We start from the raw sequence: 26,433 nt of genomic DNA, 5'->3' as shown, positions 1-26,433 counted from the left end.
GGCAGCGTCCACAGCTCAGTAGGAAATCCCTGCATGACCGCCCCGACCTTGAGGGCTTTGACCAATTCACGGCGCTGCGCCTGATCCAATCCCGCCGGACGGCCGCGGCGACCATCTTTGAGCGCCCCCGGACCTTCAGCCTCCAGCTTCAGCCGCCATTTGCGCACCGCCTCAGGGCTGACGCCCACGCGCCGGGCGACTTCCGATTGGTGCACACCCTGCTGCAACAGACGACCAGCCTTGAGTCGCCGTCGCTGTAAATCCGATGCTTTCTGAGGCTCTGCCATTGGTGCCCTCCAAGCTACCACAGCGGCAGACCACAAACAGCAAAAATAGTTTCAACTATTTATGCAGGGCTCAATAATTTCACGTGCCGCTGTCGTTGTATGCGATCTCAGCGGTCGCAACGCAAACGTCTTTTACGAAGCAGGCATCGCCCACACGCTTGGCAGAGAGGTCGTTCTTATCGCGCAAACTGCTGCCGATGTACCGTTCGACGTCGCAGCAATAAGACACATCAGATATCTGCCAAATGGAGAAGGGCTCGCGAAATTAGGAGCCGATTTGAAACGACGCCTCGAAACGCTCAAGACCCGGAAATGAGGCACACGACCAGTAGATCGTGCCGGAAGCCCTTGGCTCTGCGAATACGCTAATTGCGAGCTTACTCAACGGGGTAAAGTGAGCATGCATCGCGGATCAGTTCGCGAGCGAATACGGCCAGGCTCCGCTAACCCGCTGAGAAGTCAGAAAAAATTTCGAGACACCATGCAATCTTCGATTGCGTGATGTCTCAGCGCTGAGGGGTCCAGGACGGCTGAGGGCCGCTAGGCCTGCCACCACCGCAATTCGCCGCGCGCGCTCCAGATAAGCGCGGCGCAGCCGCGCTTGCGTCCGCACCTTCAGTGCGGCGGAGCCGCGAACGCCACTCCCCCGCAAACCCACCTCGTACCGCGCGAGCGGATGGACAGCGGCAGATGCAATCTGACGCTGTCCATCGGCGAAACCGCGAGCCGGGCGAAGCGCATTTGCGCCGCTCGGCGAGCGGAGGCTGCAGCCCCGAGCAACCCGGACTGCATCTTTTGACAGTGGCCGGACCGTCGCCTCGAACTACCATTTCATCTCTGGAGCCAAGACGGTTCCGCACACGCCGGCGGCTGATTTTTCCGCCGCCGCGAACTGGAGGTTCGCCATGCCCGATTCAAGCACACCCGCGCAACGTACTCGCAAGGGCCGCAGCCTCGAGGACGAAATCGCTCGCCAAGAATCCAAACTCAAGAAGCTGCAGGACAACCTGAGAGATAGAAAGAAGCGCGACTACGAGCGCAACGCTAAGGCGGTTTCCACGCTTCTTCAGGCCGAGCACCTTGATCAAGTGTCAGTCGAAATCTGGCAGAAGCACATACCGACTCTCAAAGGTCTTCTGCAGGGAACGCCAGCTGATAAAGATCAGCGGCCGGGAACGGCACTGCCGGCACCCGAATAGGCCGGAAGATCGCCGCGAATCCAGCGCTATACTTAGGAGAGGGTACGGTTACCCGCTATGTAGGGAGTTCGATATCGTGAAACAGCCTGGACTCGACAAACGCCATCGGGACAAGGATGGGACGATCCATCAAAAGCGAGGCGATGCCCAGAACCAGAATCTGTCGCAGCAGATTCCTGGGTTCGGACCAAAGACCACGCTGGCCCACATGCGTAAGGTCACCGGCGAGGTCAGCGAAGCGGCCGTGCGCAAGGCAGCGGAAAAGCTGCGCCCGCCGAAGAAGAAGTAGTTTCGACGGGCGCAACCTCTTCAGGTTGACGCCCGGACGGCACGTTGAAACCCAGCCAGAAGTTCGGCCTTGACCTGATCGGCCCCATACCGGTGCATCCGGTCGTTCCAGTCTGATCCCTCATCACCCGGCTCGAACTCCGGCAGCAGCGCGTAACCATTCACGGCTTCCGCCGCCGCCAGCGCCGCTTCGCGTCCGGCGTTCTTCTTCGGCTTGCCGTCCGGCCCGATCTCCAGCGGCTTGCGATGATCGTTGTCCCCGGCGATGACGATCCGCGCCTGCGGATAGCGCACGCGGAATTCGCGGGCCACCGTGTCCAGATTCCAGGAACTGAACGCCACCACCACCGTCACGCCGGTCAGCCGGACGATGGTTTCTCCCGTCGCCCAGCCTTCCGCGATGACCAGCGGTCGCCGCTCGTCGAAGTATTTCCAGCCGCGCGAGCGCATCGGATGGTGCAGGCCATTGACACGACCGTCGCGCAGGAAACGCTTCTCCCCGTCCGGCGCAATGCGCTGCATGCTCCACAGCTTGCCGGCGATGTCATAGGCGAAGATCGCCAGATTGCCCTGCCGGTCCATCAGCGGACGCGGCCCCGCCGTCAGCCCCTTGGCCACCAGGTACGGGTGATCCTCCTGCGCCGCCCGAAACCCACCCGCCCGGATCATCCGGTATAGCCGGCCGGCCATGCGCTCGTGGAGGCGCTGCCGCTCCGCCTCCCGCGCTTCCTGCCGCCGTTTCGTCTCGGCCTGTAACTGCCGGCGCTCGCGCTCCGACAGCTGGATGCCACCCTTGGAATACCTCCAATTGCGGCGAATGCCGGCGCGGAAGTTCTGGACATAGCCGGCGGGCCAGCCATCCAAATGACCGACATAAGCGCCGCTGCGCTCCCGCCTCGAGTCGCCATCAGCTTTCACCCGGTGCAGCCGGTCGTCCATGTCGGGCAGTCCGTCCAGAACTAGCCCAGCTAGCCGCAGCACGTCCGCAAACTCCCGCATCGCCTCCTGCACATCCACCTGGGCGCTCATTGGCCCCTCCCGATGCGCGTCGCCTGCACGCCTTTCTGAAACGCCAGCAGGTAATCCACCGCCTCCTGTGCCTTCGCCGCCGCCGAGAAGATGAACTTCCGATCATCTCTCAGCACTTTCAGCCAGGACGCGATGTAGGCCGCGTGGTCCTCAATGTGGTCCGGCCGCAGTCCCAGCTCCGCCCCGAGGAAGGCCGCGCCCAGTTCGGCCACCAGTTCCTCCGCTGCATACCCAGCGTCGCCCCAGCGCTTGCGGCCCAGGTCCCGATCCAGGCGCGAGGGATGCCGGGTCCAGTGGATCAGCTCATGCGCCCGGGTTGCGTAGTAGCACTCCGCATCCGGAAACGCCTGGAAGTCCGGTAGCTGGATGTAGTCCTGATCGATACGGTAGTACGCCCTGCCACCACCCTCGCGAATATCGGCTCCGGTCGCCTTGGCAAACGCCTCCAACTCCGGAACCCGCTCACTCAGCTTCTCCGGCCACTTCGGCTCGACGTAGTAGACCTCGGGCAGCCGGTCGATCTGGTCGGCATTGAAGACGTTGAAGGTCCGCAGGAATCGCACCTGCTTCTGGTCGTCCTCCCCATCACCCGCACCTGGACCGTCCTTGAGCGTCGAACCGTAGTACACCACCTGGGTCGAATGCTCGCCTTTGCGCACCTGGCCGCCCAGCTCCAAGGCCTGCCGGTAAGTCATCCAGTGCGCGGAGACGTAGCCTGCCTCCAGCGCCTTGACCCACAGGATCAGCACATTGATCCCGCGATAGCCCTGATGGTTGTGGCGCAGCGGGTGCACAGCACCCGCCCCCGCGCTCCACGGCTGGAACCAGGGCTTGACGCCCCGGTCCAGCTGCTCGATGACGCTCTGAGTCACCTTCTCGTAGATATCCATGGCAGCCCCTCCTCACTCGAAGTCCAGGAAGGGCTGGATGAACGGCCAGGCCCAGTGCTGATCGTGACGGTCCTGCTCGCGCAGTTCCGAGATCTCCTCGAAGATACCGGCCTTGATGTCGTCCGGCAGGGCGCGCCACTCCCGAACCGTGGTCGGGCGAGAAACGGGATAGTAGAAATCGTCCATGAGAGTTACTCCGTAGTGCCAGCACTCGGGGTAAGCGCTGTTTGCGGAAAACCTCCCGGCACGGAGTCGCAGGACGGTCAAGGGCGGCGGCACCGGCTCGTCGGCTCGCGGCTTCATGCGAGGCGACGAACGGAGCGCAAGCCGGCGCAGCGGACCCTTGACCGGCCGAGCACCGTGACAAACTGAAAAGCAAACAGCGGTCTCCTCTCTCTCCCGCCGTCCCCGGGCGTGGCGAAGACCGCCCGAACCTCTAGCCCGCAAAAAGATAGCCGGCGCCGACTCATGGTCGGCGCCGGCAGGCGCAACTACTGCGGCAAGGTGTCGAGCACGGACTGCGCGGCGTAACGCGCGGCGTTGTTCAGCTTGCGCACCCAGGCCGTACGCGTCGGCGACCAGACGAAGCCTCGCGTGCGCAGCAGCCGGCGCACCGATTCCTCGGGCTTGCCCTGAAACACCAGGCACAGGCGGTTCTCGTCGGCGTCCTCGATCACCTGCACACCCTTGACCTCACGCGTGGTCGATTCCTGCTTCTGCGACAGCGCCTCGATACGGCGCTGGACGCGGCGGATGTTGGCGCCGTTGTTCTTCAGGGCGTAGTCCGGGAAGCCGGTTCGGCCACAGAAGTCAGGCTTCTTCAGCTCGATGATTTGCGTGGCGCTGAAGCCGAGCGCCTGCAAGCCCGAATCGTCGCCGTAGCGCAGGGCGCGGTTGGCGGCCTTCATCTGCTCCTGGCGCGCCTCCAACTCCTGCACCTGCGCCTTCAACTTGGTCACGGCCTCGGGATCATCCGAGGACACGCCGCCGAGGCCGACGCCATCCGCCCGCGCAGCCGTGGCCTGCGCCAGGCGCTCCAGCTCGGCGGCCTTCTCGAACGCGCGGCTGATGCGCTGGCGGTAGTTGCGGTCGCGCTTCTCGCTGTGATGGCCTACCAGGATCGGTTGGCCAAAGGGAATCACGGCCGCCCGCTCGCGCGCCCGCTGCGCCAGACCCTCGGCCACCGCCCGCAAGCGTTGCGCCCGCGCCATCAGCCGCTCACGTCGCGCCTGCTGCTTCATCTCGTAACTGTTCATGGGAGACTCCGGTGTGCGTCAGCGCTCCGAGATGAGCGCTGTTTGCCGGAAAGGCGCTGCACCGGGTCACAGGCCGCTCAAGGGCGGCGGCACCGGCTCGTCGGCTCGCATGCTTCCGCGAGCCGATGAACGGAGCACAAGCCGGCGCAGCACATCCTTGAACGGCCGAGCACGGTGCTACCTTAGAAAGGCATACAGCGGGCATTTTCCCCCGGGCCCACTGCCGTGGGCCCGCCGAGCGCGCCCATCAGGCGCGCGAGTCCGGCGATTCAGTTCCAAAGTCGAGGATGTGGCGGCGTGGTCGTTTCTTGACCGCCTCGCGTTGCTTGGCCAGCTCCCGGATCAGGTCGCCTGCGAGCAAACCCGACGAGGACGGCAAGTCCACGGGTCCGTGCAGGCGGATGCGGGCCATCAGGTCGATGCAAGCATGGCAGCACTTGCGGCCGTCCAGCAATTGCCGCTCCAGAAGCTCCAGGTTGGGCAAGCTGGTTTTCGGTCGGCACAGGGCCTCGCCGCGACGGCGCACAATATCACCCAGGTGCAAGGTGTCCAGCACCGTCAAGTGCACGATGGCTTCGGGCCGGTCACCACGGGCGGAAAAGCGGAGTTTCACCGAGCCATATTACGAGCGCCTCGGTGGCGCGCAAGCGAAAAAACTCCCCGGCCTTGCGCCGGGGAGCCAAATACTGCGGGCCTCTGGACTACGCTGCCTTGCGCAGCATGTCCGGCAGCCAGTTCTTTCCCGCCGACAGGCGTTCGGCGGTCGCGGCCAGCTCGTTCTTTTTCATCACGTCGAGCTGGTGCGCGTCATCGGGCGAGAAGCATTTCACCGCCTCGATGATCTTCACCTTCGGCACGTGTGCGAAGTAGCCGGCCGCCGTGGGCGTCCACCAGCGCGCCATGTCGAGGTCCAACGCCGCTGCCAGCGGGCCGGCGCGGTCGTCGGCCGCATCGTCGGTGACCGCCTCGACACAGCAGGCGGTGCACACCGCCAGCAAGGCCAGCAGGTCCTCCTGCGGCATTTCGCGCAACGCCGCAAAGAGCCTTTCCGGCTCTGCGGGCAGCGTATCCCGCCATGCCTGCTTGGCCTCGTTGAGCGCGGTGACTGCCGTGGACTGCGGCAAGTCCTGGGCATAGCGCTCCAGACGCTCCGGCGGCGCGCAGGTGATGCGCACCACGTTGCCGTAGTGGCCGTCGCCGTACAACGCTTGCAGCGCCAGCCGGTGAATCACGGCCACCAACGCCACGCTCGGCTGCTTCGCCAGTTCCGCCTGCAAGGCAGCGGTACGGTGGGCGCTCAACTGCCGGGTCAGACTGGCGCTCAGGCTGCCCTCGGGCTTGCCGTCCGCCTTCTTCTGCTCGCCCTCCTTGGCCTTGCCACCCTCGCTGGCCTCGGCCCGCAACTGCTTGGCGTCGGCCTCGCGCACCAGCCCGCGATGCACCACAGCTTTGCCCTCGTTGTCGACGGACACCACAACGCCGGCATGCGCCTTGGCCTTGACCGGATACACCACCCGCGCCTGCGCCAGTGCCTCGCGCTCCGCGTCGAGCCGTTCCCACTCTTCTTCCAAGACTGCGGCACCACCCTCATCGCACTCCCCGGCCTCCAGCGTGGCCTCGATCTTCTCGATGCGCTTTTCGATCCGGGCGGCCTGCTTGGCCTCCTTGTCAGTAGGCTTCCGGTTCTTGGTGGGCACCCGCTCAAAGGCGTATATGTCGGACGCGGTGGCACGCGGCACCACCTCGATCCACGCCCAGCCCTCCAGTTCTAAGTCGGTCGCGATGGGCGCCAGCCGGTCCACCGCGAGCTTGTCGAGCAGGGCGCGGTCGCTCAGATACACGCCCTTCTCCCCTTCCGCGAACAGGTCCCGGCGCGACACGCCGCCGGCCTGCTGGTAGTCCTCGACGCCGACGAAGCGCGCCACCGCGTCACGCTCGGCGTTCACATCCTCGGCCGTCAGGTGCTCGCGCAACTGGCGGGGATCGCGCTGCCACTCCGGGGACTCGTAGAACGCCTGCTCCTGCGCGGCGTGATCGTCGGTGACGGCCAGGGCCATCAACTGCTCCATGGTGACCTTGTCCTTGCGGTAGTCCGCCAGCAGCCGACGCGAGACATTGGCGAGCTTGAGCCTGCGCTGCACCGTCAGCGGGGTGACGCCGAAGTCGGCGGCAATGTCCTCGATGGGCCGGCCCTCGTCCACCAGCGCCTTGAACGCCTCGAACTCGTCGGCGGGGTGCATGGCCTCGCGCTGGAAGTTCTCGGTCAGGCTGACCGTGGTGGCTGAGGCATCCGGCACCAGCAGGCAGCGCACGCCGTGGTCCTCCGGCAGGCGCTTGCGCTTGGCGAGCAGTTGCAGTGCCAGCAGTCGGCGCTTGCCGGCCTCGACCTCGTGGAAGCCCTCGTCGCCGGGATCGGTGACGATCAGGTTTTGCAGCAGGCCGACCCGGTCGATGCTGCGGGCCAGTTGCTTGACCGACGTGCCGCCGCTCTTGCGGACGTTGCGGGTGGAGGGGCGCAGGCGGTTCAAGGGAACCGTGATTTCCCGCGCCGTGCTTTCGACTCTCATATCCATGTGAAGCTCCTTCATCAGTTAGGTAGGGGATGGAAGGAACGCCAGTGCCACCTCCGGGGCTGTTGGGCGTAGTCGCGCCGGGTGCGCGACTCGCCCTTGGCGAGCGACCGCCGGGCTGGCCGCAGTCCAGCCCCGCCCGAAGGGGCGGAACGCCTCGTCGGCCGCGCCCGCCGTCTCGTCGGGACGACGAGCGGCGGCAGGCGCGGGCGGCGAGCGGGGCTTGACGGCGGACGGCACGGCGGGCCGCCCGCGGAACGCGGGCACCGAAAAACAGCTGCGCGCAGCGCAGACCACTACGGCCGCCGCAGGGATAGGCGGCCGGGACAGGGCGCGCAGCGCGCTGTCCGCCGGCGCTCAAGGTCGAGCCGGCGCGGTTTGTCGGCTGGACCTGCGCCGGCGACGAGTTGATGAGAAGGAAGAAGTTTGGAACTGCCCTCGCCCCTCGCGTCAGGGGGCGTTACCCGAAGGGCCGAGACCCGGCTTCATCGGGGCTCGGTGAGCGCAGCGAGTAGCACCCGGCCCCGGCACAGCCGGGGAGACGCTCAATCCGAGCTAGCTCGCCATTCAGTGAAGGTCTGAATTGCGGCATAGGAAACGAATTCACTGTAGAAGCCATCGAATCGGTCACACGCCCCAACGCCATTACGCATGAAACGGATGACTCAACAGCAGCTCACTCCTTAGCCCACTCTTGTTCTTCTTCCTTCACGAGTTCTTGCATCGCTTTCATATCGGTGATGCGTGCGGCGGATCGCCGGGCAGCCACTTTCTCAGGGCTCAGCTTTGCTCGTAGCTCAGGGCCGGCGGTGTTGTAGAGCAGCTCCTGAAACTCCTGCTCGTGCACCCGCGCACAGAGCTTGCTCCCGAGCATGTCGTTCAACACCATTAGACGAATCGGATTCAGGCGCAGCAGATTACGCCAGCGTTCATCCATCGATACGAAATAAGGAACAAAAAATGAGCCCTCTCGCGTAACCTGCGCGACTTGTTCCATTAGCCGCACATGTGCCATATCCCAGGCCATGCCGCGAACCGACTTCAGCATCTTGGGTGAGGGGTTAATGATCGGCCCAAAAAAAGAGCTGACCTCCCTACCGCGAATGCCGCTCCAGATCAGGTTCAGTTCGGTCGCCGGTACAGCCCCCAGCCTATCAATGCCAAACGCGAGCAAGTCATGAAGGATGCGGCTGACCTGGCGCCTCCCGAATCGGCGCCAAAGCCTGGCGAAACACAACAAGAGCGCCTGGATGCCAAGGCACTTGGCTTCATGCTGCACGATGGAACGATCGTTGTAGAGGTTAGACAGAAAAGTTTCAGCATCGGATCGAAGCGAAATCATCAGGGACTCGGCTGGTGCGCTGAATTGAAAACGACCGGGATCGTGCTGAAAAGCGGCCCAGTCCAGATGATCAAGCATGCGAAAGGCGATCAAGGTGTTGATCGGACGATAGTTCGCCGCATTCTCGCGTACGAGCCGGACGTTCTCATAGAGAAACGGCAACACGTCGAACTGCACCCGAGGATTTTTCGCCTTCAGGGTCAGAACCTCGATTACGCGTGCACGGTCGACAGCCTGAATGCCTTCCCCGCTCAGAACAGCCCTCAGTTTCTCCGCAAAATTTGAATCGAAGCTCAGCGAGTAGTCGATCGCTACTGCGGACTTCCCGCCGGTATGGCGCGCCTGCACGCTAACACTAGGTGACATAAAGAACGCACGTGGGCCTTCCAAGATCGGCGTGACGTAAATGCTATCAAGCACGCCGAGGCCCAGGTCCAGGGCAATGGCATCTTTATGATCGGTGCTGACAATCGCCCGAAGATCGGCGCACTCCGCCGCCCGGTGCGCCTGAACCTCGCGGAGGGTGTCATAGTCATTTGTGAGCAGCGCCCTGAATACGACATCAGCGATAGGGGATTGCTTCATTGCTGGATCGAAAGTAACGGAACATCGACTGTATTTGACGGTAGGTTTGGATTCGCAATCACCAGCCACAGCTGTTAGCGATACAGAACCAGATGAATTCGATCACTAGTCTACCGTTAACAAGTATCTACTCTCAGTGCCCGATACCCCGACCGCCGGCAAGCGATGAGGTATCGAACAGGGCTTGCAGGGGGAGACGCGTAGCTCCCACTGCGCTGCTGTCGGATGCCAACCAAGGAAGCTACTCAGCGTGCCTTGTATTGCGTTGCAAGCCAGAACCCAAATACGTTGAAGCCGGCGATTATCAGAACCACGGCCAGCAGCGCTGCCCTAGCCTTCGCCGGCAAGAAGTAGTTCTGGACCAGGTAGATACAACCCAGCCCCAGGCCCCAGCTCACGATCGCGATGGACCACAGCCAGGACCGCCGGCGCTCCGCGGCCAGCGCCGGAAGGTCTGCGTTGCATTGCTGGCAGTAGCGGGTGCGGCGCCAGGTGTAGCGATCACACTGCGGGCAGCGGACCGCGTTGCGGTGTGCTGGATCAGGCCCAGGCCGTGCTTCGGCTTCACCAACTGCCGGCCGAGCCTCGCCCAGTACGCCCTGGATCTCGCGTTCGAGCGCGTCCGCGTCCTGCCAGTCGAGCGCCGGCCCGCGCTCCAGTCCGTCTCGGCCTCTCCCTGTCTGCTGCGGAAACAGGCGGACGACTTTTTCACCCGGATCCCTGTCGCCTTGCTCGTCTGACACCTCAGCACCTATTCGCCGGCCTGGTCGGCCCGCTGTGCGTGCTTGTAGTACACGCCGGCCACCCTGCGCCGGCCACCGATCTTGCGCACCTGGATGACGATATCCACCACGCCCCGCAGATAAGCCAGGACCTGCTCCCGCGACAGCGCGACATTGCCCTGCATCACCATCAGCGCCAGCCGCTCGAACGCCAACGCCGGCGAGTCCGCATGCACGCTGGTCAGCGACCCCGGATGCCCGCTGTTGACCGCGTGCAGGAAGCTGGACGCTTCGGCCCCACGCAACTCGCCCAGGATGATGCGGTCCGGCCGCAGCCGCAGGCAGGCCTCCAGCAGATCCTGGATCGTCACCCGCGCCACGCCTTGGCCGCCTTTGCTCGCGAGCAAGTGAGCGGCGTTGGGCACGCTCGCCCGCAGCTCGCGCACATCCTCAATGGTCAGCAGCCGCTCCTCCGCCGGCACTTCCCGCAACAAGGTGTTGAGGAAGGTCGTCTTCCCCGAGTTAGTCGAGCCGGACACGACAATGTTCTTGCGATAGCGCACCGCGCAACGTAGGAAATCCTTGAGGCGTCGCGCTGCCAGTAGCTCCTTCAGCTGCTCGTCCTCGACACTGAGCGCGTCGCTGCGCACCAGCTCGACCGCCTCAAACATTCCCTGCGCTTCGTATTCCTCCAGCGTGTACTGCCGTTCCGCCTGCCGCCGGAACGACATCACCACAGTGCCGGCCTCGCAGGCCGGCGGCAGCACCACCTGCACCCGCTGGCCAGTCGGCAACCAGGCCGACAGCAGCGGCCGCGTCTCGTCCACCACCTGATGGGTCTCATAGGCGATCAGCGACGCCAGCCGCTGCAGGTGCTCGTAGTCAAGCTGCGGCACGGCCCGATGTTCCATCGTCCCGCCGTTGTCGACAAATACCTCCCCCGGCCGGTTGATGGAGACCTCGTTGATCTCCGGCCGCGCCAGCAGCGACGCCAGCGGCCCGAGGAAGGTGCGCAGTGCGACGCCCGCGCTGGTCGTGAGGATAGGATGGATGGTCGCGCTCACGGCATCCCTGCCGACAGCTGCGGCGCCGCGCCGAACACCAGATCACGCGCCACAAACACCTGAACCGGCGTCCCCTGGTCCACGTAGATCGTCGGCGGGATGTTGATGCTGTCCTGCAGCGAGTCCTGCGCCACCTGGCCGAAGCCCTGTGAGGTGTTGATGACGAAGGTGTTGCCGCCCTGGCTGGCTGTCGTGGCCGAGCCGATCAGCGACAGCAGGAAAGCCGCGCCGAAGCGCTCGACGAAGTGCCGGTCGATGTCCCCGGTCAGGCCCGCCCGGCCCAGGTCATCGGTGCCAGGCGAGCCGATCGCTACGTCGGTACCGTCCGGTTCCAACAAGCGAGTCCAGATCACGAAGACGCGCGTCTGCCCTCGCACCAGCCCCGATCGGTAGTCGCCGATCAGCCGCGATCCCTTCAGAATCAGCTTGCGACTGCCATCCTCGCTCCACACATCGCTGGTCACCACCGCCCGCAGCTTGCCTGGGAGATCCGAGCTCAGAGCCGTCTCCAGGGTCGCGGCCAGCATCTTGCCTTCGGCGATGCGGTCACCAAGGGAAATTCGGTGAGCCACCGCCTCCTGCGCCTGGTCCTTGACCGCCGCCTTCGCAAAAGCCTGGGTCCGCTCTGCATAGCCCTCGGCGGGCGAGCTTCGTTCGCCCTTCGGTTCGTCCGGCTGCGCGCCGGCCGCGGCATTCTGCAGCTGCGCCGCCAACAGGGCATTCAGCGGATCGGCCCCCGGTGGCTTGGGCGCGGCCGCCGCCTGCTCATGCCCGGAGTCGTCGAACACCAGCATCGGCGAGTGCATCCGCGCCTCCGCCTTTTGCTTCGCCGCGTCGACCGCTTCCTGCGTGGCACCCGCCGGGTGTGTCTCGAAATGCTGGGGGTTGTTCGGGACCTCGAAGCTTCGCTCTGTCGCGGGCAGCGGCAGGTCCGGCGGTGGTGAGTTGTCCACGTTGGCAAGGACAGGCGGCTTTGCCGCCGGCGCGGGCTTACCTGGCTTGCCGCCGGTCAGGAACAGAAAAGCCACCACCAGTCCGATGCCGATCAAGCCCAGGACGGTGCCGATCTTGTTGCGCGCGGCCGCGGCAACCGGGCTGCGCCCGCGCTGACGCGGCGGCTCCTGTTCGCCGACCCGGTCGCGATCGTCCGAGTCCATGCGCTACTCTCCGGAGCCGCCGGCCGTCTGCGCCGCGGCGGTGTTCACCAGCGCCTGGTGCCACAGCGCCTCGTTGTAGACGCAGACTTCGCCCTCGCGACTGCGCAGCGTGAACTGCCTTCCCGTCCGTTCCACCACCACGTACTTGCCCGAGACGTGGTAGTTCAGCAGGGACTCGTTCTTGCCATCCGCCACCAGGAAGATCGCCGGCACATCCTGCCGCTCCCGGAACTGGAAATACGTGAACTGTCCGTCGTCGAACACGTGCAGCGGCGCCAGCCCGCCCTTGCCCTGCATCGTATAGTCGAGGTTCCAAGCGGAAGGATCGACTTTCTTGTCGGGCACTACCTCCTGCTGCTTCTGCTGGGCGGCCGCCGCCAGCTGTGCCTGCACCCTGGCTTCCTCGTCCTGCGGATAGCGGAATTTGACGACGTAGTTCATGTCGTCGATGGTGGCGAGCAGGTTTACGGCCACCAGCTCGAAGGCGTAGGTGCGCTTGTTGGTGACGACGGCGACGTTGGTATGCGCCTTGGGCTCCACCGGCTTCAGGAACAGCAGATTCCCCTGCTTGTTCGGCGCCGCCTGCCAGGCCAGGCTGTCGCCGATGGCCAGCGACTCGATCTTCTCGTCGTCGGCCAACTGCACCATCTGCTCGAAGCCGTAGTGCCCCTTGATCAGCACCACCTGGGACGGATCGTAGACCACGGTGCGGATGCGGGGATCTTCGGGACCGGCCTGGGGCAGTTCTGCTGCCAAGGCCAACAACGGCAGGAGTACGAAGAGATACAGGGCTTTCATGGCTTGGACTCCTGGGGCAGCGATTCCTGGTCCACCCGGTAGGAACTGACGACGAAGCCCAAGGGGTTGCGCAGCCGCTGGGCGAGGTCGGCCTTGGCGTTGACGTACTGGAACCCGACGCTGGCGATGTAGTGCTCGGTGGCAACTTCAGTGGCCTTGGTCAGGGAGGCGGTGAAGTGCACCTGGCCGAGGGCGTCGGACAGCAGCACCACGCTGCGGACATCGATGGCGCGGGTCGTGCCGGTGGGAAATTTCATGTAAATCGAATCCGGCGCCCCCGTCTGGAACTGCGCCAACCAGGGCTTGAGCACCGCATCGGTCGAGCGGCTCTGCACCGCCTGGTAGTAGGTCTTGAGCAGGGCGCGGTCGAAGGATTCGCGGGCGATGACGTAGGTGGCCAGATCCGCCTTGCGCACCGCTTCCTGCTGGCTTATGGTCTGTCCGGTCAGCTGTGTTTCTACATGGGCCTCCCCGGTGCTCCGGTCGACGACCACAGGGACCACGTCGGTCCGTTTGAGCGGTGCAAGGAACGCCACCGCGAGCATCGCGAGGCCCGCCAGCACGGCTGCGGCCGCTGCCACGATCCAGGCGCGGTCGCGCGAGGCGCGGACCCGGGCATAGGCCTCGTCGTAAAAGGTTTCCGCCGCCGCCCAGTAACGGTCCAGATCCTGGGTGGGCGGATTCGGCTCAGCGGCGTTCACGCGAAGTCCTCTGCGGCCGATTCACGTAGCGCGCCCACTGCAAGGCGCGCTTGCCCCGCGCCAGGCCGCGACCAACACCCTCGCGGAACGTCCCCATCGTGCTCAGCGAGATGCCGCCGGCGATAGCGCCGGCCACACCGTGGACCTGGGCGAGCAGCAGCACGGCGACGATGTCCGCCAGCGCCAGGTTGAACACGTCCTGGATGGTGGCGTCGTCGGCGTTGGCGTCGAGCTTGTTCAGGCTCTGCTGGGCGATGGCCAGGATCAGCGCCAGTACGCCGTAGACCAAGATCGGGATCAGGGCGTAGTGGATCACCTGCCCCAGCCAGCCCTCGAACAGCCGCCGGGTGTTGCGGAACAGGTAACAGATGGCGAACAGCGGCGTCAGGATCAGTAGCACCGCCAGGGCAATCTGCGCCAGCGCTAGCAGGAAGGCGGCATAGGCCGCAACGCCGACCGTGACTGCGTAGACCACAATGGCGGCCAGGAACGGCGACCAAGGCCCGGTGACGTGGCCGCGGTCCCACAGTTTGTTCCCGGCGTCCATGCCCGTGTCGTAGAAGTTGTCCATCGCCGCGTTCTGCCCGCTGGCGCCGCCCCCGCCGACCTCGACGTTGGCAATCGCCGCCGGTGCCTGCACGAACAGCCGCTCCAGGTAGTTGGTGTAGAAGTCGGCGTTCGTCGCCAGAACGTACACGAACAGCATCACCGCCAACCGGCCCATCACCTCCCGGAACGTCAACTGCGCGTGGCCGGTGAGCATCAGCACCCCGTACCCTGCCACGAAGATCGACAGGCACAACCGCAGCGGCGTCTGGAACGCGCTGCGCATGCTGTCGTAACCGGCGATCAGGAAGCTGTTGACCGCCGTGTCGACGCTGTTGAGGAAGTCGGTGAAAACCGTCGTGCTCATTAGCGGCGCAGACGCAGCAGATGCTGGTCGAACACGTTGTCAGCGGTGACGCCGGTGAAGCCGGCGGCCTGGGCGCGGCCCAGCAGGTCCTGCTGCAGCGCAGGGCACTTCGCCAGGTAGCTGGCTTCATAGCCCTCGGTCTTGAGGCCGGCGTGCTGCTTGACGCAAGCAGTGAACTCGCCCAAGTCCGGCTTTCCGAACAGCCCATGGATGATCGGGCCGTCGCCCAGCGCCCGGCGCAGCGGGTTAGGGTCATTGGGATGCGGCTGGTTGGCGGGATCGTTCTGCCAGCCGTCCTCTCTGGGCTGGAACTTCGCCAGGGCGGCCGGACTCGGAATGCCGGGTGAAGACTGGCCGCAGGCGGCGAATGCAACGCCGACTGCAACGATGCAGGCGCCGAATCTAAGAATTCGCATGGCGGCCTCCTAACGGTTGAGGGGGATCAACGGACCGCAGCCGCCGACCAGGGCTAGAGCGGGATGCTGACAAGGCGGCTTCAGATCCTCGTGCGAGCAGGCGGCCAACAGGATAGAAACAAGCAACAAGGCGACGGCTTTCACGGATGGCTGTACGGCACGAAGGCCGCCTCCTCGACGGTGCCGCGCAGGTGCGCGGCGTTGGCGCTGCCGGTCGCCTGCATCTGCGCGGCCTGCAGCTGGATCAGTTGGGTCAGGGCTTCATTCACTTCGGCTAGGAGGCGGCCGTTGAGATCGATGGCGGCCTTGAGGTCCTGGGTGCCGTTGAGTTGGGCCAGGTACTGCTGCACCCGCTGCATCCGCGCCTGGGTCTGGTCGTAGGCTGCCTGGCTGAGGCCAGCCGCGGCGGCGGTGGCGTTGGTGCTACTGGTGTAGGCCACGGCATCGGGGTTGTTGCCGCTGCGACCGGGGAACACCTGGGCGCCGGTCTGGGTGATGCCCTGATTCTGCGCGAACAGCTGAGCGGCATGCGCAACGTCGGCCGCGCTGCCGGGATTGCCGCCCTGCTGGAGGATGCTGAGAGACTGCTGCCAGCTCCCAGGGGCGTAGTTGCGCATCTGCTGCTCGACCGGAGAGTTGAACAGGCCTCCCATGTTGCGGCTGCCGGTGATGGACTGATACTGCTGCTGAGCTTGCGTCAACTGCTGCTCCAGCCGTTCGAGTTGAGCCGTCAACTGCATGAACTGCTGGATATCCTGCGCCAGGTTGGCGACGTCGATGACCGGCATGCCGCTGGCCCCGGCGGAGCTAATCAGCGCAGTACATGCCAACAGCGACCAACCCATCAAGGTTCGTTTGAGGATCATTACTGCTTCCTCCGTTGCCGAAATACCGGCAGCCAAGCGGCCGGGTCTTCGCCGGTCTCCGGCAGAATCCGGTCCAACAGCTCCACCGTCTCCTGGCGGCCCGACAGGATGGCGATCTCGTCAGCCATGCCGGCCAAATCCAATCTGGCGACGACGCTGTGCTGGCCGTGTTTAACCAGGAAGCAGCGGCTCTCCTTGTCCAGGGTCAGGATCAGGTCCAGCTCGCGCTGGGTGAGGTTGTAGCCCTCAAAGGCCTTGCGCTCGGTGTTGGGGCTGGGCAGGAAGATGTGGGTTGGCGACTGGCCGAGGATGACTTTGCCGATTGGCGCCTCGGTAATCGACTCTGGCGACTGCGAAGCGAACAGCACCAGCCCACCGCGCTTGCGGATAGTCCGCTCCCAGTTATTGACGAGAGGAGCGAGGATTGGATCGGCGACGGCGGACCAGCCCTCGTCGATGACGATGATGGTCGGCCGCCCTTCCTTGAGGATGCGGTCGACCCGCTGCAGCATGTAGTACAGCGCCGGAGCGCGGATGATGGGCTCGGCCAGCACCTCGGTGAGATCGAAGCCCATTACTTCCTGGTCCAACGCCAGCCGGTCTTCCGGGTTGTCGAACAGCCACCCGTACTGACCGTCGCTGTGCCAGGGCCGCAGCCGCTCGGCCAAACTGCCGGCACTGATCCGCGGGAAGAACGCTGCAATCACCGCCAGGCGCCGCTCCGCTTCCGGCAGCTTGAAGGTGTCGTCCACTGCTTTCTGCACCAGCAGGGATTCCTGCGACGTGAGCGCTTCGCCCCGGGCGGTCAGCAGGCCGGCAAGCAGATTGCCGAGCATCGCCCGGGTCGCCGGGGAATCGGGCAGCCGCAACGGATTGAAGCCGGTGGGCTGGCCTTGGCGGATCACGCTGTAGCGTCCGCCGATGGCGCGGATGAACAGGTCGGCGCCGCGGTCCTTGTCGAAGTAGATCAGGCGCGCGCCGGTGCGCAGAGCCTGCGACAGTAGGAAACACATGAGCGCCGTCTTGCCCGTGCCGCTGGCACCGACGACGACAGTGTTGCCGTTGTCGCCGTCGTGGAAGTTGAAGAAGTAGGGCGTGCCCGACACCGTCTCCAGGATGGTGATCGCCGGACCCCAGTGGTTGCCGGCAGGTCTGCCGTAGGCGTAGTTGTGCAGCGAGGCGAAGGCGGCGAAGTTGGTGCTGGCGATCGGCGCCGGCCGGGCGATGTAGGCGAAGTTGGCGGGGAGCTGGGCCCAGCGTGCCAGCTCCATCGCTCCACCCGACTCCCGCACCGTGATCAGGCCCAGTTCGGTCAGGCGCTTGTCCACCTCGTTGCAGGCACGGTCCAGCTCGTCGGCGCTTTCAACCATCGGGACCACGGAGAAGTGGTGGCTGCCATAGACCAGCCGGCCACTCGCGAGGTCGTCGCGGGCCTGCTCGATCTCGTCGATCTGCGACAGGGCCGGATCCTCGATGTTTTCCATGATCCGGGCTTGCCGGGCCAGGGCTTCCAGCGCCGTGGAGCGGCCGATGAAGCCGAAGGACTGGGTGACGACGGCCTCGCACGGCAGAGTGAAGAGTGCGTCCAGCATTCCCGGCCAGGTCTGCGGCGCATACTCCTTGATGCTTAGGACTGCCCCAAAGCGCGACCAGCCAGGGCCGCGCATTTCGAAGCCTTCGGTGCCAAGAAAGTCAGTGGAGCTGGCGAGATATCCATCCAAGCCTCTGGCCGGAACCGTCCGGCCCAGGAAACCGTCCACCGCGGCGAGCGGCAGCTGCACTGGCCGGTCGCGACCCGTCAGCAGATGGACGATGAAGCGCAGGAGCTCGGATTGCTGAGCATCGCCTGCGTCCACCAAGCCGAGTCGACGCGCTCCGTACGGCGCCAGCTTGGCCTGCAGGTTTTCGGCTTGCTGGTGCAGCTCTTTCAGGGTCTGCCTCTGCAGTAAGGTGTGCTGCGCCTCGTCCCTCCCGGGAGACCATGCTCGCCGCAAGCGTCCTGCAAAACTCACCGCTCCGGCCGGGCAGCGGCGGACCAGGCTCAGGTAGAGATCGTTGACGTAGAGGTGCCGGTGGCGCAAACGGGCGAACCACTTCCGGTCCAGTTCGGCGGCGAAATCCGGAGGGATATCGCCTGCAAGCTCGGGCTGCACGCGGCGACGCACGATGTGCTGCCAAAGTGCATAGTCCCCGCCAGCCAAAGCGCGCAGCAGAGTGTTTCGGTTGGCTTTGAGCCGGTCAAGCTCTTGCGAATCTTCCGTCTCGAAGGATTTGCCTTCCAGCTTGAGAGTTTGGATCAGGTCGCCGCTGCGGGTATCGAGAGTCCAGGGATCGCAGTGGCGAACGTAGGGAATGTGCTGCGCCGCGCCGGCGTCGCGAGCAGCGATCCGAGCGGCCGGGGTGCGCGCCGCCGCCGATTTGAGGAGTTGGGCGGAACGGAGCAGCACCGGAATGCCCTCAGCGCGGCAAGTAGAGATTGCTGCGGTACAGCGGTCGGTTGCGGACCGGCCGGGCATGCTGTGCCGCCTTGAACAGGATATCGAAGAAGCGCGGATCCCACTTGCACAACAGCACGCCCGCGAGATGCAAGGGCGCGATGGTCAACAGGTAGAGGAGGTTGTTGCCCATCAAGAACAAAACCGTTGCGCCGACCGCTTCGATAACGAAGTAGCTGTAGGTCACACCCCACAGCAGCAGCGGGCGCGTCATCCCAACGACCAGACAGTCGCGGGCTGTGCGCTCCTCACCCACGGCTTCAGCCTCCGGCAGAGGTAGTGAAGAAGGAAACAAACTGGTCAGCGCCAAAGATCAGCACGATGCCACCGATAACCGAACCCGCCCAAGCCCAGCGCATACGGCCCATCATGGCAGTGATGCCGACGCCGATGACGGCGATGGCAGCCAGGGTGCGGATGGCGGTGGACTGCAAGAAGCCATGGATGGCCGTCATGGTCCCAGTGATCGGGGCGATATCCTGGGCATGGGCACCCAGTGGCACCGCGGCAGCTAGAAGAAACGCTGTGCAGAGGAACAACCGATTCTTTCGCCACCATCCCCGCTGCTGCAGGGTAGAATGACAACTGTCCATGTCCATGTCCTCATCATCAGGCATCCATGCCGTGTAGCGGACTAAATCACGCAATTCAAACTGGTGTCACTGCACTTTGTGACAGTTCGTCGCAGTACGGTTTGGACCACTCTATGGACGACGAGCGAACCACCAAGGACGGAGAGCACAATGGATCACCTCAGCTCGGCCTCTATGTTCCGAAACACGATTGACCGCTTTGTGGAGGCCTTCAACGTTAATGACCTCAATGCGGTGATGATGTTTTTTGCAGATGATGCGGTGTACAAACCTGGTGACGGCACCGAGCACCGCGGGCCAGCGGCCATCCGGCGTGCGTTCGAACCGCAGTTCAATGGCGCGTTCGGAACTATGCGATTCGACGAGCACGACCGGTTGATAGATGACGTCCAACGTAAGGCCGCGATCCGTTGGGTATGCCGCCACGATCTATCGGGCGCAAAGACATTCGGGGTGTCCCAGACCTTGCAAAGGCTCGTGGTGAGCGCATTCGTTGGGCGACAATTCGGCTGGGAAGGTCTCGACGTCTTTCACTTCGATACGAGCGGGAAGATCGTCGGAAAATACACCTACGCGAACTACGGCCGACCACTGCTACGGCGGGATCTTGGTGTCGCGCTGCCTAAGGCTGGCTATCCTAATCCGTTGCAGACTTGAAGCCTGCAGGTGGAAATTGTCGGGTATCAACGATTCCGTCGGCAACCGCTTTGAGAACCGCCTCCTTTCGGCTCTCAACCCCGAGTTTGTCTGCTGCGCGGTCTAGGTAGTACCGAATCGTGCGTGGCTTGACTCCTAGGATGGCTGCAGCTTCCTTTCCGGTGCTGCCACTGGCAAGAACCTCAAGCGCCCTCAATTCAGATGCGGTCAGCGCCTTACCGAATGTTTTAGCACTAGCCTCGAGAATACGGGTGACCGCTTTATTTGTAACGGATGTGAGAAGCACAACTCCTGCAGACACCTGTTCCCATTGCTCAGTGGAGGGAGCAATCGGACGGTCACCACAAAAAGAAAGGATAGCCATTGATCCATCAGTTCCGCGGTCTGCGCATGAGAATCCAAACTCCATGCCATTGCGTACCGATTCGCGGCGCAGTGCTACCTGCCTCTCATCATGATGCAGACCATCCCATCGGAAGGCGCCCTCGCCCTGCAATGCCTTGTTTATTACAGGATCGAAGGTATAGGCCTTATTGGCATCGTAATACTCCTGCCATGCCTTTGGATAGGTCGTGATGACGATCTGTCGAGGCGGCGTAATACTTCGACCAGTACGCATCCCGAAGAGCACAAATACGGCGCCAACGATTGAGGCAGCTGGCTTTAATATGTCCCTTACTTCCGCACGAGACCTTGCCTTATCGATTTGGATACAGATCTCTGCAGTCGCGCGAAGAAGATCATGCATATCGATACCTAAAATCCGCTTTCGGACCCAAGGTTTGACTATGAAGATATGGTTATTGTTCAACCAGTTCCGTCTATTCTCAGCAATATTTGACCCTGCTCATTGAAAGTAGGTCCCGCTCTACTTTGGTGCGCGCAGCTTAGAGTATTCTTGCCAATCGCAATCACGAAGCACGGCGCAGTACCTGCTGCCATCACCTTTCAGGTCTACGCTTGACCAGCATCAACAGCCTGGTCGTCATCTCTCCTTGATCGTTTTTTTATTCGAGGGCTCACGCCTTCATGTCTGTATTTCTCCGCTGGAAGGCTAATTGGCCTTCCGGAAGAGGGCCAAGTCTTTCAATCTATCGGATTGATCTGTTTTACAAATACTCGATAGATCGAAGCGAGTGTTTCCAAGTAGCAGCGGACAATTGGCTAGCCCCGGACCATGCTTGATCCATTGTGATGCAAGCTTCGGCGATGGAGCGCAAAAGGTCCGACAAATCCCCGTCCTAGTCAAACTCTACGATTTGCCTGATCGCCGCCCCCTTGGATAGCCGATCAAAGGCTTCGTTGATATCGTCGAGCCTCAATCGATGCGTAAGCAACCGGTCAACCGGCAGAAGTCCCGCTCGATAAAGATCGATATAGCGGGGAATGTCCCGCGAGGGAACTGCAGACCCCATATACGACCCTTTGACTGTCCTTTCTTCTGCGACGAGGCTTACAGCGGGCACCGAAAACATGCGGTGGGGATGAGGCAACCCTGCTGTCACAGTCGTGCCCCCGCGGCACGTTACGGAATACGCCTGCGCAAGGACTGCCTCGCTGCCGACAGTCTCGATCGCGTGGTGGACCCCACCCCCAGTCATGTCCCTGATCGCGGCGACCACATCATGGTCCCGCGCGTTAATGGCAGAGGTGGCACCCAGTTCAAGCGCGGCATCGAGCTTGGATTGGAGGACGTCCACTGCAATCAAGGGATTGGCGCCGGCCGCCTTGGCGCCAAGGACTGCCGCCAGACCAACACCGCCGAGCCCAAATACGGCGGCGCTTTCACCAGGGCGGATCTGGGCGGTGTTTACGGCCGCGCCAACGCCAGTCAGTACGGCACACCCGAACAACGCCGCGATCTCAGGCCTGAGGCTTGAGTCGACCTTGATCGCAGAACGGGCGGACACTACAGCCATCTCTGCAAACGCCGACACACCTAAGTGATGGTTTGCGGAACTTCCGTCGTTCAGATGCCACCGCCTTGATCCAGTCAGGAGCGTGCCGGCCGTGTTGGATCCGGCGCCCGGTTCGCAAAGCGCTGGCCGCCCCGAGGCGCAGGGCCCGCAATGTCCGCATGACGGGACGAAGGACAGCACAACCAGATCGCCGGGTCGAAGTCCCACCACATCGGGCCCGCATTCGACAACCTCGCCCGCACCTTCGTGCCCCATTACCATGGGCATAATGCGCGGTCTCGATCCATCGATCACCGATAGGTCTGAATGACACAGACCTGCCGCGCGGATTCGTATCATAATTTCGCCGCGGCCGGGTGGATCCAGCTCGACTGTCTCGATGCTCAAGGGCCTGGAGTTCGAGTAAGGGGCAACAGCCCCCGGGTTACGCAACACAGCAGCTCGTACCTTCATATCAACCTCACGTTGTACATCACTAACCTGCCAATTCTCGGTTTTTCTGATCGTTCCAATGACGCGACTTTGCGTCCTTCGGCGTACTGCTAGTCATCCCTCTCTTTTTAGGGGCATTAGGAGCAGCCGTAACAAAGTTTGCTCTGCTGGATACCCAAGCCCTGTGAGGCCCAATTTCATTGAGCGTGGAGGCTCGATTGGAGTCGCACAGTATGTCCCGAATACCCGATCCCACAGCGACAAGTGGAAGCAGAAGTTTCGGCGGTGTTCTTCATGCTCAATAGAATGATGAATCCGGTGCATTTCTGGCGTCACGAAAACCGTGCGGATCACGCACTCCCAGCGTTCCGGGATAGATACGTTGGCATGCGTAAACAATGCGAACGAGCTAAGAAGAATCTCGAAGGACAGCACTGCCACCGGAGCGATGCCAAATGCGAGTACCACCCCGATCTTCCAGACCATGGAAAGGGCGATTTCCGCTGGGTGAAAGCGCGTCGCAGAGCTTACGTCCAGCGAAGCATCGGTATGATGGACCCGATGCAGCCGCCAAAGCAGCGGCAGGCGGTGCATCAGGCGATGCTGCATGTAGATGCTCAGATCCAGGGTGATGATGCCAGCCATTGCCTTGATGAGGGGAGGCAGGTGCAGGGCATGCAGCCCCCCTATCTGCCGATCCTCGCCTATTAACGCCGCATCGACCGCAAGCCATGGCATTACTGCTTGAAGACATAAGGTACCGATGACACCAAGGCTTAGGTTTATCGGCCAGCGCCGTAGCCTTTCGGCTTTTGCTACATGACGCGGCGAGTGCCACTCCGCCGCAGCGAATGTGACCCATAGGGAACAGAACGCAACTAGGCGAAGTGCATTATGGTTCATTGAACGGGCATGTCCGTCGACCGCACGCGCTAATAAGGCCGCACAAGGCAAGAACCTGTGCACCTGATGCAGGGCTGCAGTTCATTCCATTTACGCTCCCGCAGGGAGAGTACGGAGCGTGTCTATCCAGGTCAGCATAGCCTGCTGCTCAGGCAATGGCTTCAGCAAGGAAGATAGCTCATGACGTACCACGTCGAGATCTGGGTCATAGTCAACATCGGTCACTTTATCGAGTTCATGCACGGGCCCGTGCTCTATTAGGTGCGACTGCAGCATGGCCGCTGTCCCGGACTCTGAATAGGGAACAGTTGTCCACACTGAAGTGGGGACCGCCTTCTTTCCTGCAAAGAGCCAGAACCCTCCATCGCAAGCCCGGCCCAAAGCAAAGGCAGAGAGGTCGAGAGCACGCACCGCATTTTGCAGAAGGGCCTGAGTGATTTGAGGAGCATCGGTCCCGATCATCAGCACCGCCCCGTGAGAATGCAGCAGAGTGGAATAGACGGCATCCAGGCGGTCACCGAGACCGCCCGCCCCTTGATATACACGGGGATATCCACTCCATCTGGCGGTTCCTAGTGCCTCATGCTCAGCCACCGCCCAATGAGGCGAAACAAAGCCGGTACAGGAGTCGACGACGGCTTGAACTGCCATCAAGGCCTTGATATAAAACTGAGTAGCAGCGGCTTCGCCAATGCCGGCCGCGAGCCGTGTCTTGATCGGACTGAGCCCCGGGGTCTTCACAAAAATTGCCAGCGCCGGCTTCATCCTGATCGGCGCCGGAGTAAGCGATACCATTCCGGCCCGGCTTGAAGCGCCGTCAACCAGACGTGCCGCAGCGTCGTCGCAATCCAGCCCCGCTCCTTATATTTCCGGGCGCTGGTCAGTACGGTCGCCGGCAGGCCTACTACAGATAGCCCCGCTGACCGAACACGCCACACCAATTGGTGGTCTTCGCCGAAGGTACGGGACTCGTCGTAGCCGCCGAATTGCCAGAAAAGGCGGCTAGGCAGCACGAAGCCTTGATCACCGAATGGCAGCTTGAGCCATCGTGACCGGAGGTTGGCGCCAATGGCGTTCAGGGTCATCAGGCACGGTCCATCGCCGATGAATCCGAGCCTGAAATGAGCCAGGCACTCTTGTCCACTCCTCAATAGGGTTTCTAGTGCGGGGATCGCCCCGTCACTTAGGCAAGAATCCGCGTGGAGAAACCAGAGCCACCGGCCTGTCGCGACCCGTGCGCCGGCATTCATCTGTATAGCTCGTCCGGATGCGCTGAAGCACTCGATCAACCGGTAAGACGGGTACGATTTCGTCGCTATGCCTTCATTCCGCGGAGCCGAGTTGGCCAAGATCACCTCACCGACCAGGGGGTGGCCCCGCAGCTGTTCGAGCAGGGCGGTCCAGCCGCTCTCCTTCGCGGCCAATGGGACGATCACAGACAGCAGATTTTGGCCCTCCACCCGCAGGAAATCCGAGCATGCCGGCTCATTCATGCGCGTGTCTGCTCCCAGGCCTGGTGCAATTCGTAGTGCGGGCCATGCATCAGCCTTTCGGCGTAGTTTCGTTCTGCCGCCGAGCCAGGCGGCCACTGCCGGTCGAAGCGCGTCAACCAAGCGTCGCTGTTATATTGCACCACGAGCGCATCGCAACGGAGAGGCCCGATCTGGATGCCATGGAGACTCCCGCTCACGGGAGGGGCGCCCGATGATATGCGTGTCACGATTCCATAACGATGGCCCCGGAAATTCGGCATTCCGCAGGCGCCGTTGTTCATAAGGAGACGTCGCTCCCCCTGAACGTCGATTGTCCTGACAATAGGCTGGCACGTATGGCTGCATGCGATCACACGGGCATCGACACGTTCGAACTCGCGAGCCAGCCAGGAGCAGGACGTCGCAGCAGCGAGGCCGGCGCAAGCGGCGACCGAGTCGTTCGCCGACAGTGACTCTGCAGCGAACGCCCACCCGGCCAAGGATCGAGTATCTCCGTGCAGCAGCAGGATCCTTTCCCCGGCTACGCGAATGCTCCGGTAAGTGGGTAGGCCGGCCAGCCAGGCTCTGTGTTCCTTAAACCGATGGGCTGTCTGCTTCAGGCGCATGAAGATCTCATTCGAATGATCTACGAAGCCTTGGGCGACAAAGGGGGGATAGGCGCAACCGCAACCGGCGGACGTCTCGTCCCGCCCCAGCTCGCGCTCCACATTTCCGGAGATTGCCTCGAAGTCACCAACAGCTTGGGCGATCCGTGAAAAGTCCGTGTCATCTACATCGAACCAATGGAAGTCTCCGCCGAACACTAGGCGCACCCGCCCTCGCTCAAGCGAAACCATCCGCTGGAGCTCCAGCAGCGCTTCGATGTTCCCGTAGAGCCCCCCAGCAGCATACACGACGTCGGCGTCACCATCGTCAGCGGCGCGTAAGGCACCCTCCGGGTAGAAATAGTCGGTGGGGCAAACACGCCCCATCCCCGCCCTACCAGCTGTAGACATATCTAAAGTAGACGGCGTCGGTTTGAACGACGTTCGCACCGCTAAGCGCGTGCGAATAGCTCATAGACAAGGAGCTTGCTAGAAACGGGATCCACATTGCGCCAGCGCCCATCGCGAATTCCCGTGTGCGACTGTTGTTGATCGCATTGTCCATGCCATCCCGTGCTTTCCCGGTATATTGCCAATCGGCGCTCAAATATGGCGACCATTTCGAAGTCAGCGCATACGCCACTCGTACGTTCGCGAAAGCGGTTTCGGCGGGATCTTTGACATCATTAATCGCCTGCCCGTGAGAACTCGGTAGGCTGAGCCCGATGTCGCCATCCACGTTGACATGAGAAACATTGGCGTCGTAGAAGAGCGTTGGCGTCACAACTAGGTTGTGGGCGGAAAACTTCGATTGGCCCCAGGCCGGTTGAACGAGTAGATCTGCACCTATGGTTGTATTGTCCGTCGGCTTGAACCACAGAACGGGCGCGAAAATGGGGTCTCCAACGCCGGAATCATTTGGCTCTCTGCCGGCTACTTTGGTTAGGGGCACCAAGGCCTCTATCTCATAGCCAAGGCGGTCCCCAAGCGACGCCAAGTAGGCTAGCTTCGAGATCCCTACGTAAGTGGCACCATCGGGCCCCTTGGACGTCGATCCATCCACTGCATAGGTTCTGTCGTCCGAATTGAAATAGCCATATTCTACGAATTCGCTAATCGGCTTGAATTTGAGTGGGAGGTCGAATTCATGGGGAGCAATGACGGCGGATGGCATGCCCGCCGCAATTGCGCTCGAACTGAAAATCGACACGACCAATGCTGGCCAAAGTTGCACAACGCGCGTACGCATATTTCCCCCGTAACAAAATAAGCAA

General features: G+C 62.7%; 29 protein-coding genes. 3 read left to right on the top strand and 26 right to left on the bottom strand.

Going from position 1 to position 26,433, the window contains the following annotated elements; all coding sequences use genetic code 11:
• A partial coding sequence (locus BP26_RS28765; RefSeq protein ID WP_084183210.1) for a helix-turn-helix domain-containing protein occupies window positions 1-287 on the bottom strand: 287 nt, incomplete at its 3' end.
• 905 nt (window positions 288-1,192) lie between these two features.
• Here BP26_RS28765 and BP26_RS0118085 point away from each other — a divergent pair.
• Together BP26_RS0118085 and BP26_RS0118080 are read left to right on the top strand one after the other, a co-directional pair.
• Window positions 1,193-1,486: a hypothetical protein gene (locus tag BP26_RS0118085; protein WP_051749137.1), complete on the top strand. Its 294-nt coding sequence runs from the start codon at window positions 1,193-1,195 to the stop codon at window positions 1,484-1,486.
• A gap of 76 nt (window positions 1,487-1,562) precedes the next feature.
• Window positions 1,563-1,775: a hypothetical protein gene (locus BP26_RS0118080; protein ID WP_029921970.1), complete on the top strand. Its 213-nt coding sequence runs from the start codon at window positions 1,563-1,565 to the stop codon at window positions 1,773-1,775.
• Between the two features lie 20 nt (window positions 1,776-1,795).
• On the opposite strand, the gene BP26_RS0118075 is transcribed toward BP26_RS0118080, so the two are convergent.
• From BP26_RS0118075 to BP26_RS0117990, 18 genes are all read right to left on the bottom strand, one after another.
• A complete protein-coding gene (locus tag BP26_RS0118075; RefSeq protein WP_029921969.1) occupies window positions 1,796-2,803 on the bottom strand; it encodes a toprim domain-containing protein in 1,008 nt (335 codons plus the stop codon).
• Window positions 2,800-3,693 (bottom strand): ArdC family protein, encoded by an 894-nt coding sequence (locus BP26_RS0118070; protein ID WP_029921968.1) that lies wholly within the window; start codon window positions 3,691-3,693, stop codon window positions 2,800-2,802. The genes BP26_RS0118075 and BP26_RS0118070 overlap by 4 nt, the downstream gene beginning before the upstream one ends.
• A gap of 12 nt (window positions 3,694-3,705) precedes the next feature.
• Entirely contained in the window at window positions 3,706-3,879 is a 174-nt protein-coding gene (locus tag BP26_RS29630; protein WP_157572601.1) for a hypothetical protein, read from the bottom strand.
• A 305-nt stretch (window positions 3,880-4,184) separates the two neighbouring features.
• Window positions 4,185-4,949, bottom strand: a complete 765-nt coding sequence (locus BP26_RS0118060) for a DUF3560 domain-containing protein (RefSeq protein WP_029921967.1) — start codon at window positions 4,947-4,949, stop codon at window positions 4,185-4,187.
• Between the two features lie 247 nt (window positions 4,950-5,196).
• Window positions 5,197-5,562, bottom strand: coding sequence for a hypothetical protein (locus BP26_RS0118055; RefSeq protein WP_157572600.1), 366 nt, complete (start codon window positions 5,560-5,562; stop codon window positions 5,197-5,199).
• 88 nt (window positions 5,563-5,650) lie between these two features.
• Window positions 5,651-7,522, bottom strand: a complete 1,872-nt coding sequence (locus BP26_RS0118050) for a ParB/RepB/Spo0J family partition protein (RefSeq protein WP_051749136.1) — start codon at window positions 7,520-7,522, stop codon at window positions 5,651-5,653.
• A 673-nt stretch (window positions 7,523-8,195) separates the two neighbouring features.
• Entirely contained in the window at window positions 8,196-9,446 is a 1,251-nt protein-coding gene (locus tag BP26_RS0118045; RefSeq protein WP_029921964.1) for a hypothetical protein, read from the bottom strand.
• Window positions 9,447-9,691: 245 nt separating this feature from the next.
• A complete protein-coding gene (locus tag BP26_RS0118040; protein WP_029921963.1) occupies window positions 9,692-10,189 on the bottom strand; it encodes a hypothetical protein in 498 nt (165 codons plus the stop codon).
• Between the two features lie 8 nt (window positions 10,190-10,197).
• Complete coding sequence (virB11, locus tag BP26_RS0118035) at window positions 10,198-11,232, bottom strand: P-type DNA transfer ATPase VirB11 (RefSeq protein ID WP_211254968.1); 1,035 nt, start codon at window positions 11,230-11,232, stop codon at window positions 10,198-10,200.
• Window positions 11,229-12,389, bottom strand: a complete 1,161-nt coding sequence (locus BP26_RS27810; protein WP_051749135.1) for a TrbI/VirB10 family protein — start codon at window positions 12,387-12,389, stop codon at window positions 11,229-11,231. The genes virB11 and BP26_RS27810 overlap by 4 nt, the downstream gene beginning before the upstream one ends.
• A 3-nt stretch (window positions 12,390-12,392) precedes the next feature.
• Window positions 12,393-13,187, bottom strand: a complete 795-nt coding sequence (gene virB9 / locus BP26_RS0118025) for a P-type conjugative transfer protein VirB9 (protein ID WP_051749134.1) — start codon at window positions 13,185-13,187, stop codon at window positions 12,393-12,395.
• The gene (locus BP26_RS0118020) at window positions 13,184-13,888 is read right to left on the bottom strand and encodes a VirB8 family type IV secretion system protein (RefSeq protein ID WP_029921959.1); all 705 of its coding nucleotides are present in this window, start codon (window positions 13,886-13,888) and stop codon (window positions 13,184-13,186) included. Before BP26_RS0118020 ends, virB9 begins: the two co-directional genes overlap by 4 nt.
• Complete coding sequence (locus BP26_RS0118015) at window positions 13,875-14,801, bottom strand: TrbL/VirB6 family protein (protein ID WP_029921958.1); 927 nt, start codon at window positions 14,799-14,801, stop codon at window positions 13,875-13,877. Before BP26_RS0118015 ends, BP26_RS0118020 begins: the two co-directional genes overlap by 14 nt.
• Entirely contained in the window at window positions 14,801-15,217 is a 417-nt protein-coding gene (locus BP26_RS0118010; RefSeq protein ID WP_029921957.1) for a hypothetical protein, read from the bottom strand. The genes BP26_RS0118015 and BP26_RS0118010 overlap by 1 nt, the downstream gene beginning before the upstream one ends.
• 140 nt (window positions 15,218-15,357) lie before the next feature.
• Complete coding sequence (locus BP26_RS0118005) at window positions 15,358-16,083, bottom strand: type IV secretion system protein (RefSeq protein ID WP_084183207.1); 726 nt, start codon at window positions 16,081-16,083, stop codon at window positions 15,358-15,360.
• Window positions 16,083-18,530 carry a VirB4 family type IV secretion/conjugal transfer ATPase gene (locus BP26_RS0118000; protein WP_051749133.1) on the bottom strand — a complete coding sequence of 816 codons (2,448 nt, stop codon included), beginning with the start codon at window positions 18,528-18,530 and terminating at the stop codon, window positions 16,083-16,085. The genes BP26_RS0118005 and BP26_RS0118000 overlap by 1 nt, the downstream gene beginning before the upstream one ends.
• Window positions 18,531-18,540: 10 nt before the next feature.
• Entirely contained in the window at window positions 18,541-18,834 is a 294-nt protein-coding gene (locus BP26_RS26860) for a VirB3 family type IV secretion system protein (RefSeq protein ID WP_036517309.1), read from the bottom strand.
• Window positions 18,835-18,838: 4 nt separating this feature from the next.
• Window positions 18,839-19,177 (bottom strand): TrbC/VirB2 family protein, encoded by a 339-nt coding sequence (locus tag BP26_RS0117990; RefSeq protein ID WP_169740738.1) that lies wholly within the window; start codon window positions 19,175-19,177, stop codon window positions 18,839-18,841.
• A gap of 144 nt (window positions 19,178-19,321) precedes the next feature.
• On the opposite strand from BP26_RS0117990, the gene BP26_RS0117985 reads away from it, so the two are divergent.
• Window positions 19,322-19,828 carry a YybH family protein gene (locus BP26_RS0117985; protein ID WP_211254967.1) on the top strand — a complete coding sequence of 169 codons (507 nt, stop codon included), beginning with the start codon at window positions 19,322-19,324 and terminating at the stop codon, window positions 19,826-19,828.
• On the opposite strand, the gene BP26_RS28760 is transcribed toward BP26_RS0117985, so the two are convergent.
• From BP26_RS28760 to BP26_RS0117955, 7 genes are all read right to left on the bottom strand, one after another.
• The gene (locus BP26_RS28760; protein WP_157572598.1) at window positions 19,809-20,639 is read right to left on the bottom strand and encodes a helix-turn-helix transcriptional regulator; all 831 of its coding nucleotides are present in this window, start codon (window positions 20,637-20,639) and stop codon (window positions 19,809-19,811) included. The genes BP26_RS0117985 and BP26_RS28760 overlap by 20 nt on opposite strands.
• A 430-nt stretch (window positions 20,640-21,069) precedes the next feature.
• On the bottom strand, window positions 21,070-22,200 hold the full coding sequence (locus BP26_RS30705) for a zinc-dependent alcohol dehydrogenase family protein (protein ID WP_029921951.1): 1,131 nt from the start codon (window positions 22,198-22,200) through the stop codon (window positions 21,070-21,072).
• 93 nt (window positions 22,201-22,293) lie between these two features.
• Window positions 22,294-23,082 (bottom strand): sterol desaturase family protein, encoded by a 789-nt coding sequence (locus BP26_RS0117975; protein WP_029921950.1) that lies wholly within the window; start codon window positions 23,080-23,082, stop codon window positions 22,294-22,296.
• Between the two features lie 90 nt (window positions 23,083-23,172).
• On the bottom strand, window positions 23,173-23,847 hold the full coding sequence (locus BP26_RS0117970) for a TIGR04282 family arsenosugar biosynthesis glycosyltransferase (RefSeq protein ID WP_029921949.1): 675 nt from the start codon (window positions 23,845-23,847) through the stop codon (window positions 23,173-23,175).
• Window positions 23,844-24,575, bottom strand: a complete 732-nt coding sequence (locus BP26_RS0117965; protein WP_051749128.1) for a TIGR04283 family arsenosugar biosynthesis glycosyltransferase — start codon at window positions 24,573-24,575, stop codon at window positions 23,844-23,846. The genes BP26_RS0117970 and BP26_RS0117965 overlap by 4 nt, the downstream gene beginning before the upstream one ends.
• A complete protein-coding gene (locus BP26_RS0117960; RefSeq protein WP_157572597.1) occupies window positions 24,572-25,546 on the bottom strand; it encodes a metallophosphoesterase family protein in 975 nt (324 codons plus the stop codon). The genes BP26_RS0117965 and BP26_RS0117960 overlap by 4 nt, the downstream gene beginning before the upstream one ends.
• Window positions 25,547-25,553: 7 nt before the next feature.
• Window positions 25,554-26,369 carry a transporter gene (locus BP26_RS0117955; protein ID WP_169740737.1) on the bottom strand — a complete coding sequence of 272 codons (816 nt, stop codon included), beginning with the start codon at window positions 26,367-26,369 and terminating at the stop codon, window positions 25,554-25,556.
• Window positions 26,370-26,433 lie beyond the last annotated feature (64 nt).

This window comes from Nevskia soli DSM 19509 (assembly GCF_000711955.1).
GTDB classification, from domain to species: Bacteria; Pseudomonadota; Gammaproteobacteria; order Nevskiales; family Nevskiaceae; genus Nevskia; species Nevskia soli.
Note: the sequence above shows the minus strand (reverse complement) of the source record. Positions and strands in the feature narration are given on the sequence as shown.